General features: G+C 67.4%; 5 protein-coding genes. 4 read left to right on the top strand and 1 reads right to left on the bottom strand.

The window, feature by feature from the left end; genetic code table 11:
- Positions 1-320 precede the first annotated feature (320 nt).
- Entirely contained in the window at positions 321-3,074 is a 2,754-nt protein-coding gene (locus Rhe02_RS32505) for an ATP-binding protein (RefSeq protein ID WP_203912254.1), read from the top strand.
- Positions 3,075-3,117: 43 nt separating this feature from the next.
- Here the strand turns inward: Rhe02_RS32505 and Rhe02_RS32510 are convergent, their stop codons facing one another.
- The gene (locus Rhe02_RS32510; protein WP_239124199.1) at positions 3,118-3,843 is read right to left on the bottom strand and encodes an alpha/beta fold hydrolase; all 726 of its coding nucleotides are present in this window, start codon (positions 3,841-3,843) and stop codon (positions 3,118-3,120) included.
- Between the two features lie 297 nt (positions 3,844-4,140).
- Between Rhe02_RS32510 and Rhe02_RS32515 the strand changes: the two genes are divergently transcribed.
- The 3 genes from Rhe02_RS32515 to Rhe02_RS32525 all read left to right on the top strand — a co-directional run bounded on the left by Rhe02_RS32515 (position 4,141) and on the right by Rhe02_RS32525 (position 8,894).
- Positions 4,141-5,202 (top strand): LacI family DNA-binding transcriptional regulator, encoded by a 1,062-nt coding sequence (locus Rhe02_RS32515; protein ID WP_203912255.1) that lies wholly within the window; start codon positions 4,141-4,143, stop codon positions 5,200-5,202.
- Between the two features lie 280 nt (positions 5,203-5,482).
- Entirely contained in the window at positions 5,483-6,961 is a 1,479-nt protein-coding gene (locus tag Rhe02_RS32520) for a glycosyl hydrolase (RefSeq protein WP_203912256.1), read from the top strand.
- Positions 6,962-7,157: 196 nt separating this feature from the next.
- Positions 7,158-8,894 carry a cellulase family glycosylhydrolase gene (locus Rhe02_RS32525; protein WP_239124200.1) on the top strand — a complete coding sequence of 579 codons (1,737 nt, stop codon included), beginning with the start codon at positions 7,158-7,160 and terminating at the stop codon, positions 8,892-8,894.
- Positions 8,895-8,968: the final 74 nt, after the last annotated feature.

The following is an 8,968-nucleotide window of genomic DNA, read 5'->3' on the forward strand; positions in this document are numbered from 1 at the left end:
TGAGGCCGGGCCGGGGATCGCCGATCCGCCTGTGTTCGGCGCGGCGATACTGGCTTGTTTCGCACTGTCCACTGTGGAAGCCGCGCACTCGTGGACGATTGCCACCGCAGGGTGGCCGGCGCGAAAGCGGGCACGAGATGTCCGGGCTGGTGTCGGCCAGGATCAGCAGCGATTACACCGGCGGCGCTTGTGCCATCGCAGTGCGCGAGATGCGCTGTGCACACCCATCGTCTGTTTCGCCGTCAGGACCGTGGCTATCGTTAATAGCGGCCCAGGACCGGGCTGGCACCGGTCTGGCGACGACCAGGCAAGGAGCGTGAGTGACGGTTGGCGCGGCGGCTCACCGCCCGGAGTTAGTGGGCCGGGAGGAAGAGCTCAGCCTGATCGAACAATTCCTGCAGCAAGCTGCTGGGGACGGTGCCGCGCTGCTGTTCGAGGGGGAGACCGGGGTCGGCAAAACGGCTCTGCTGCACGCCGCGACCGATCGGGCGCAGGTATCGGGCGCCCGGGTGGTAAGGGCGCAAGGCGTCGAGTTCGAGGCAACAAACACCTTCGCCGGGCTAGGCCAGCTGCTCACCCCGATGACGGCCGGGCTCGGCGGGCTGGTCTCCGCCCAGCGCGACGCGCTCGCGGTGGTGCTCGGCGTCACCGAAGGCGATCCGCCCGACTCGGGGCAGGTGTCGCGCGCAGCGCTGAATCTGATCCGCGCCGAGGCGGCCGACAGGCCGCTAGTGCTGGTGGTCGACGACATTCAATGGATCGACAGGTACAGCGCCTCAGTGCTCGGCTTCGTCGTGCGCCGCCTGGCAGGCAGCCGGGTCGGCGTACTGGCCGCGGTGCGCAAAGGTGTGCCAAGCGCGTTCGAGCCTGCCAGCCTGCCCAGCCATGAGCTGGGACCCCTGCCCGCCGAGGCGGCCGATGCCCTGCTGCGGCTGCGGTATCCGACGCTCGCGCCGGTGTTGTGCCGTCGCATGCTCGACGAGGCCCAGGGCAACCCGCTTGCGCTGCTGGAGTTGCCGCACGCGCTGATGGGCATCCAGAACACAGCCTGGCCATCGCTTCCCCGCGTGCTGCCGCTGACCGACCGGCTTCAGGAGATATTCGCCGTGAGGGTGACACCGCTGCCCGCGCAGACACGGGCCGCGCTGCTGCTCGCCGTGCTCTCCGGCGCGGCTGAGCTGGCGGTGCTGGAGCGAGCGACCGGCGGGCAGCTGCTCGACCAGCTGGGGCCGGCCGAACGCGCCCGCCTGGTGCGGATTGACGACACCAGCCGACAGGTGATCTTCGGTCACCCACTGATCCGGTCTGCCGTGGTCGGCCTGTCCACCGCGGCCGAGCGCCGGGTCGAGCACCAGCGCCTCGCTGCCGCCTTGCACGATCAGCCCGATCGCCGGTCCTGGCATCTGGCCGAGGCGACCGCTGAGCCCGACGAAGAAGTCGCCGCTGCGCTGGAACAGAGCGCACGGCGGATCAGGTTGCGCGGCGATCCGGTCGATGCGGCCACGCTGCTGGCGCGCGCTGCCCAGCTCACGCCCGATCCCGAGAAGCGCAGTGCCCGGCTGGCCGAGACCGCCTTCATCGACGGCACCATGAGCTGGCAGGTGGGCCGCGTCCCGTCGCTGTTGGCGGAAGCACGCCGCAACCCGCTAGGCATGCGGGCCGCGCTGCATGCGGCCGCCGCCGATGCCTACCTGATGCTCAACGGCGACGAGGAGATCGGCGCCGCTCACCGGCTCGTGGTCAGCACTCTCAATGACTATCCCGGCCCGCTCGACGCGGGCGACAGCGCGGTCATCGCCGCGCTCGACACGCTGTTTCAGGTCTGCATCTGGGGCGGACGGGCCGAGCTGTGGCCCGCCTACCTCGCCACGCTGGCCCGCCTCACCCCGGCCGCGCCCCTTGGCAACGTGCTGCTGACCGAGGCGTTCGGCGACCCCGTAAGGGTCACCGCGCCTACGTTGCGCCGCCTCGACGATGCGGTGCTGGCGATGCGCAGCGAGGCCGACCCGGACGAGGTGGGCAAGCTCACCTCCGCTTCCGTGTTCGTCGACCGCCTTGCGGCCTGCCGGGAGGCGTTGCGACGGCTCATCCGCGGCGAGCGGGAAGGCGGTGCGGTCACGCAGGCGATCGGCGCGCGCGGGAATCTAGCTTTGGACGCGTTTCTCAGCGGCCGCTGGGACGAGGCCGATGAACTTGTCCGAGCCGGCGCCGAGTCCTGTGAAGCCAACGGGCACAGGCTCTTCGCCCAGAATTTCGGCTACCTCGGCGGCCTGCTGGCGGCCGCGCGCGGGGATCACGACAAGGTGATCGAGCTCGCCGACCGGCTTGAGGGCTGGGGTACGCCTCGCCATGCGCACCTGCCGCAGTTCTGGGCCTGCCACATCCGAATGGTCGACGCGCTCGGCCGAGCCGATTTCGAGCTGGCCTATCGCCATGCGATCGCCATCAGCCCGCCTGGAACGTTCCCGCCTCACGTGGGCACGGCTTTGTGGGTGTGCCTTGGCCTGGTAGAGGCGGCTTCACGTACAGGCCGCAGCTCGGAGGCGGCCGCCCACGCCGCCGCGATGCGTGCCGCCGGGCTGCCCGCGATCTCGCCCCGCCTGGATTTCGTGACCCGCGCCTGCGAGGCCATGACCGCAGACGCCGACCGGATCGTGGAGTTGTTCGACGACGTACTCAGCACAGAGAACATCGGCCAGTGGCCGTTCGATCTCGCGACCGTCCAGCTCGCCTACGGGACACAGCTTCGCCACGCCGACGCCACCGCTGCGGCCCGGGTCCAGCTGACGGCCGCTCTGGCGACTTTCGGGCGATTGGGCGCAGCCCCATGGACAAGCCGGGTCGAGGGCGAGCTGAGCGCCTTGCGCGAGGCCCACGACACCGGCCCGCTGACCGCACAGGAGTACGAAATCGCGGCCCTCGCGGCGGCCGGCCTCACCAACCGGCAGATCGGGGAGCGCCTGTTTCTGTCGCACCGCACCGTGAGCTCCTACCTCTACCGCATATTCCCCAAGCTGGGCATCGAAACGCGTGCGGCCCTGCGCGACGCGCTCAGTTCGCTGCCTCCTGCGTAAAGGTCGCCGCCCGGCCGGCGGCGACCTTGGGCCAAGCGACGGGTCAGGCGACTTCGTGCAGCGCCTTGAGGATCACGTCGCTGACCAGATCTGGGTGCGACATCATCGGCACGTGGGAGGCCTCGACCTCCGTGATACGGGCGCCCGCCCGCCGTGCCATCGACGCCACCACGTCGGAGCCGGCCGCCTTGTCACCAGTCGCAACGACGGCCCAAGACGGCAGGTTTTTCCAAGCCGGTGCCGACGTCTTCTCCGCGAAGGCCAGGACGGAGATCGGCCGCTGCGACCGTGCCATGACCTCTGTGACGCTCGGCGGCAGGTCGGCGGCGAACGCCTCGTGGAACTGGGCGATGTCGATCCAGAGCTCGCCCGCCTTTTCGCCGTCTTTGCCGAGCGGGTAATCGAACTGACGCAGCGCGGTGGGCAGCACGCTGTCGCGGGAACCACCCTCGATCTCCTGCAGGGACTCCCCCTCGTCAGGGGCGAACGCGGCAATGTAGACAAGCCCAACTACGTTGTCGGCCATGGAGCCCGCATTGGTGATGACCGCGCCACCGTAGGAGTGGCCAACAGCCAGCACGGGCCCGGAAATCTGCTGGAAGACGCTGGCGGCATAGGCCGCGTCGTAATTGATGCCGCGCAACGGGTTGACAATGGCGCGTACCTCAATTTTGGCGTCCATAAGCCTTTCGATGACGCCGGACCATCCGGAGGCGTCGGCGAACGCGCCGTGGACGAGAACGACTGTCGGCATGTTGCTCTCGGTCATGATGCTTTCCTTCCTGTTCGAGTGGTCAATTCCCACTCTCAGCGCATCCGGGCACGCGCTCTAGCGTCATATGACGTCGAAGGTGACGATGTAGTGCTGACGGCTTCGGCAATCCGGACTCTGGGGACAGAGGGCCGGAAAGAGCCGTCCGCCACAGCGCCGGTCGCCGCACAACGTTCCTGTGCCTGCCGGGCGTCGACCTGATGCGCTGGTGGGCCCCTGCCTGTGCTCGGCCGCCGCATCCTGCGACGAGGGCCTTGTCTGGCCAATGAATACACTTTGGAGCGAGGAGGCGCGATGGCCGTGGGCAACGATGGTTCTCGCCGTGGCGGGGTGCGGCAGGTGGCCGCCGCGGCGGGGGTCTCCATGTCGACGGTGAGCAACGTGCTGAACCGGCCTGACGTGGTGGCCGCCGAGACCCGCCAGCGGGTTGAGGATGCCATGAGCGCGGTCGGGTTCGTACGCAACGGCGCCGCGCGCCAGCTTCGCGGTGCGCCGAGTTCGGTGGTGGGCTGCATCGTGCTGGACTCATCCAACATCTTCTTCGCCGAGGTGGTACGCGGCATGGAGGACAAGCTCGCGCAAGCCAACTGCCTGCTGGTCACCTGCAGCACCGATGTGCAGCCGCAGCGAGAACTGCACTACCTGCGCATGCTGGACGAGCAGGGAGTGCGCGGTGTGATCGTCAGCCCGGTCATCGGCAAGCTCGACGGGTTGGTGAGCCTGAGCCGGCACGGTGTGCCGGTGGTGCTGTTGGATCGCCGCCGGGGCAAGACCGAGCTGTGCGCCGTGACGGTGGACAACGTTCGGGGCGGACGGCTGGCCGTGCAGCACCTGCTCGAGCTGGGGCATCAGCGAATCGCGATGGTGACCGTCTCCACGGAAGTGGAATCGCTGGCCGACCGGGCCAAGGGGGCGCGGCTAGCGATACGCGACGCCGGCCTGGCTCCCGACGACGTGCTGCTGACCATCCGCATGCCCGGCCCAGCCGCCCCCGACCGGTACGCCGACGCCGTGGACCACCTGCTCGCCCTCACCCCGCGGCCAACGGCAGCACTGTGTTTCAACGACACTGCCGCGGTCGGTGTGCTGCGGGAGCTTCGCCGCCGCGGCATTGCCGTGCCGACGGAAATGTCGGTGATGGGTTATGACGATGTGCATTTCGCCTCCGAGTTGTCGCCGGCGCTGACCACGGTGCGCCAGCCCCGCTATCAGCTCGGCTGGGCCGCGGCGGAGCTGCTGCTGGCAGAGTCCGATGCCCGCCACCGCCATCAGGAACTGCTCTTTCAGCCCGACCTTGTCGTGCGCGCGTCGACCTGCCCGCCTCGGCGACCAGGACGCCGTCCTGCGTCCTCCTAAGCAGATGGCAACGGCACGTCAATGCCTCGTCCTTGGCTTGTGCGGCCGATTGCAACGTTATAAGCTCCGATCGGGAGCTAGGCAGAGATCCATCTTTCGATCCCAGGGCATGTAAGTCGCGACGCGCTCGGCACGGAGTGCGCACCTGCGTTTGCTGTTGTCCCTTCACTTCGCGTTAACGGGCGCGTCGCTGAGCCGTCGTGATCACACACGTTTGTCAGACGCTGCACCGCTTGCGGTGCGGCCGAGCGGCGTACCCGACAAATCTCAGGAGAATCTCATGAGCTTGATGATTGGCAGTGTGGGAACCCATGGGCCAGTGCGCCAGCGGGGGCGGCTGGCGGCGACAACCCTCGCGGCGACATTGGCCGCGATGGTGGCGGTCCTGGTGGTGGTGACGCCGGCGCCGGCGGCCGTGGGCAGGCTGGTCGGCGCCGGTTCCAGCCGGTGTCTGGATGTGGTGGGCGGCAACAGCGCTACCGGCACCGGGGTGCAGATCTGGGATTGCAACGGCCAGCCCGGCCAGTCGTGGAATGCGAACGCCGCCGGTGAGCTGCGAGTGTTCAGCGACACTCGCTGTCTGGACGCCTTCAACGCGGGCACCGCACCGGGTACCCGGCTGGTCATCTGGACATGCAACGGTCAAGCCAATCAGCGCTTCACCCTTCGCTCGGATGGAAGCATCCTCGCCACCGCTTCGCAGCTGTGTGTCGACGTCACCGGCCAGGGCACAGCCAACGGCACCGTCGTCGCGTTGTGGACGTGCAACGGCCAGCCCAACCAACGGTGGTCGCAAAGCGGTGGTCCCGCGCCCTCTCCATCGGTGACGACGAGCCCGCCTCCAGGCACCTGCAACGCGCAGCCGGTCGATCCGAACGCGACCCCTGCCGCGCGCCGGCTGTTGTGCTACCTGTATAGCCAGTACGGCAACCACATCCTTTCCGGTCAGCAGGAGTCGACCTGGGTGGGCGGCCCGGACTACGAGATGAACTACATCCAGTCCAATACCGGCAGGCTGCCGGCGATCCGAGGCATGGACATGGGCGACTCCCCCACCTTCGGCAGCCGGGCTGTCGCCTGGTGGAACGCGGGTGGCATCCCGATGGTCGGCTATCACATGGGCGCACCCAACCAGTCGCAGGACGGCTACAACGGCTCACTGCTGACGGCGAACATCAACGCGGCGCTCACCCCGGGCACAGCCGACTACACCAGGTTCCTGCAGCGCATGGACGCGGCGGCCGCGCAGCTGGCACAGGTTCAAGCGGCGGGCGGAGCGGTCATCTGGCGGCCGTTCCACGAGGCGGGCGGCACCTGGTTCTGGTGGAGCAAGGAAGGCGGCGGCCAGTACATCCGGTTGTGGCGCTTCATGTTCGACTACTACACGCGCACCAAAGGCCTGCACAACCTGGTCTGGTTGCATCCTTACAACGGCCAGCCGCAAGCATCGTTCTACCCCGGCAAGGCCTACGTGGACTTCGGCGGCGCCGACACCTACGCCGGCGACCACAACCCGCTGCTGCCGATGTTCAACACCACCCGCAACATCTACGGCAGCACCATTCCCATTGCCCTGCACGAGAACGGGCCGATCCCCGACCCGAACCAGCTGCAGTCCTCGGGCGCTAGGTGGGTCTTGTTCAACACCTGGCACACCACCTGGATCACCAACACCTCCACCAACCCCATCTCGCTGCTGCAGCAGGTCTACAACCACAGCTACGTCATCACCCGCGACGAGCTGCCCAACCTGAGGTGACCGCCTGCCTCACGCTCGACACAAATGCCCCGGCGATGCCGCGCCGGTCCAGGTCCCCGCTGTGCCAGCCGACCCCCGCAGCGGCTGGCACAGCGGGCGACCCGCCAGCTCATCCTGAGCAGTCCGGCTTGAAAGGTTGCAAACGATGTCACTACATATGATTTTCTCTTCCTCACGACGGCGGCCCAAGTGGCCGATGCTCGTCACAGCCAGCCTCATTGCTGTTTCGGCCGGGGTGCTGACCGGCAACGGCGCCTCCGCCGCCACCGTCGACACCAACGCGACCTACGTGCTGGTCGCCGCGCACAGCGGCAAGGCGATCAGCGTCGCCAACGGTTCCACCGCCGACGGCGCAGGCATCGTGCAAAACACACGAAATGACGGCACGGCACAGCAATGGCGCTTCGTGGACTCCGGCGGCGGTTTCTACCGTCTGCGCTCGGCGCTGAGCAACAAAGTCATCGACGTATCGGGCCGCTCCACCAGCGACGGCGCCAACATCATCCAATGGGCCGACGCCAACACCACCAATCAGCAGTTCCGGCTCGTCGACAGCGACCCCACCCACGTGCGGCTGATCAACCGCAACAGCAACAAGGCCCTCGACGTGTGGGAATGGTCCACCGCCGACGGCGCCCGCATCTCCCAGTTCACCGACCTCAATGGCGCCAACCAGCAGTTCCAGCTGATCCGGCTCGGCGCACCCGGCGACACACAGCCGCCGACCGTGCCCGGCAACGTGCGCGTCACCGGTGTCACCTCCAGCAGTGTGACGCTGGCATGGAATGCCTCCACCGACAATGTCGCCGTCACCGGCTACGAGATCTTTCAAGGCGCCACACTTGCCAACACCGTTGCCGGTACCAGTTCCACTGTGACCGGCCTGAGCGCCAACACTGCCTACACGTTCACCGTTCGGGCGCGCGATGCGGCCGGTAACCGTTCGGCGGCAAGCACTTCGGTCACCGCCACCACCTCGGGCTCAGGCGGCGGCACCACCCCGGTAGGGATCAACGGACAGTTGCGGGTGTGTGGAGTCAACCTGTGCAACCAGCACGGCAACCCGATCCAGCTGCGCGGGATGAGTACCCACGGACTGCAATGGTTCAGCCAGTGCATCAAGAATGCCTCGCTCGATGCGCTTGCCACCGACTGGAACGCCGATGTCTTGCGGCTGGCCATGTATGTGCAGGAGGGCGGCTACGAGACCGACCCCCGCCGCTTCACCGACCTGGTGCACCAGTTCATCGACATGGTGTCGGCACGTGGCATGTACGTCATCGTCGACTTCCACACCCTCACCCCCGGCGACCCCAACTTCAACCTGAGCCGGGCGCGCACCTTCTTCGGCGAGATCGCCGCCCGCCACGCCAACAAACCCAACATCATCTATGAGATCGCCAACGAACCCAACGGGGTCAGCTGGGCCGGCATCAAGAGCTATGCCGAACAGATCATCCCGGTCATCCGAGCTGCGGATCCCGACGGCGTGGTGATCGTCGGTACCCGGGCCTGGTCGTCATTGGGCGTATCCGAAGGGGCGAACGAAAACGAGGTCATCAACAACCCAGTCAACGCCCCCAACATCATGTATGCGTTCCACTTCTACGCCGCCTCCCACATGAACACCTACCGGTCCACCGTCAGCCGCACTGCCTCGCGCCTGCCGCTGTTCGTCACCGAGTTCGGCACCGTCAGCAGCACGGGCGGCGGCGCCAACGATTTCACCAGTTCCCAGCAATGGATCGACCTGCTCAACAGCCTGAAGATCAGCTGGGCCATATGGACGTTCTCCGACAGCAGCGAAACCAGCGCCGCCTTCAACCCGGGAACCTGCGCCGGGACAAGCTTCACCGGCACCGGTGTCCTCAAGCCGTCAGGCGCATGGGTACGCGACCGTATCCGCACGCCCGACAACTTTCCCACCAACTGATCCGCTTGGGCGCACTGCCGCCCGGCCGTCGCCCGACGGAATCCCTTCCTAGTCCCAAAAGGAGAGATCGACGA

The sequence above is a fragment of the Rhizocola hellebori genome, from assembly GCF_016862955.1.
Taxonomy (GTDB): Bacteria; Actinomycetota; Actinomycetes; order Mycobacteriales; family Micromonosporaceae; genus Rhizocola; species Rhizocola hellebori.

Excerpts from the sequence above, each read along its gene's own strand:
- Rhe02_RS32510 (WP_239124199.1), bottom strand. The coding sequence starts at position 3,843 with ATGACCGAGAGCAACATGCCGACAGTCGTTCTCGTCCACGGCGCGTTC.
- Rhe02_RS32515 (WP_203912255.1), top strand. The coding sequence starts at position 4,141 with ATGGCCGTGGGCAACGATGGTTCTCGCCGTGGCGGGGTGCGGCAGGTG.
- Rhe02_RS32520 (WP_203912256.1), top strand. The coding sequence starts at position 5,483 with ATGAGCTTGATGATTGGCAGTGTGGGAACCCATGGGCCAGTGCGCCAG.
- Rhe02_RS32525 (WP_239124200.1), top strand. The coding sequence starts at position 7,158 with ATGCTCGTCACAGCCAGCCTCATTGCTGTTTCGGCCGGGGTGCTGACC.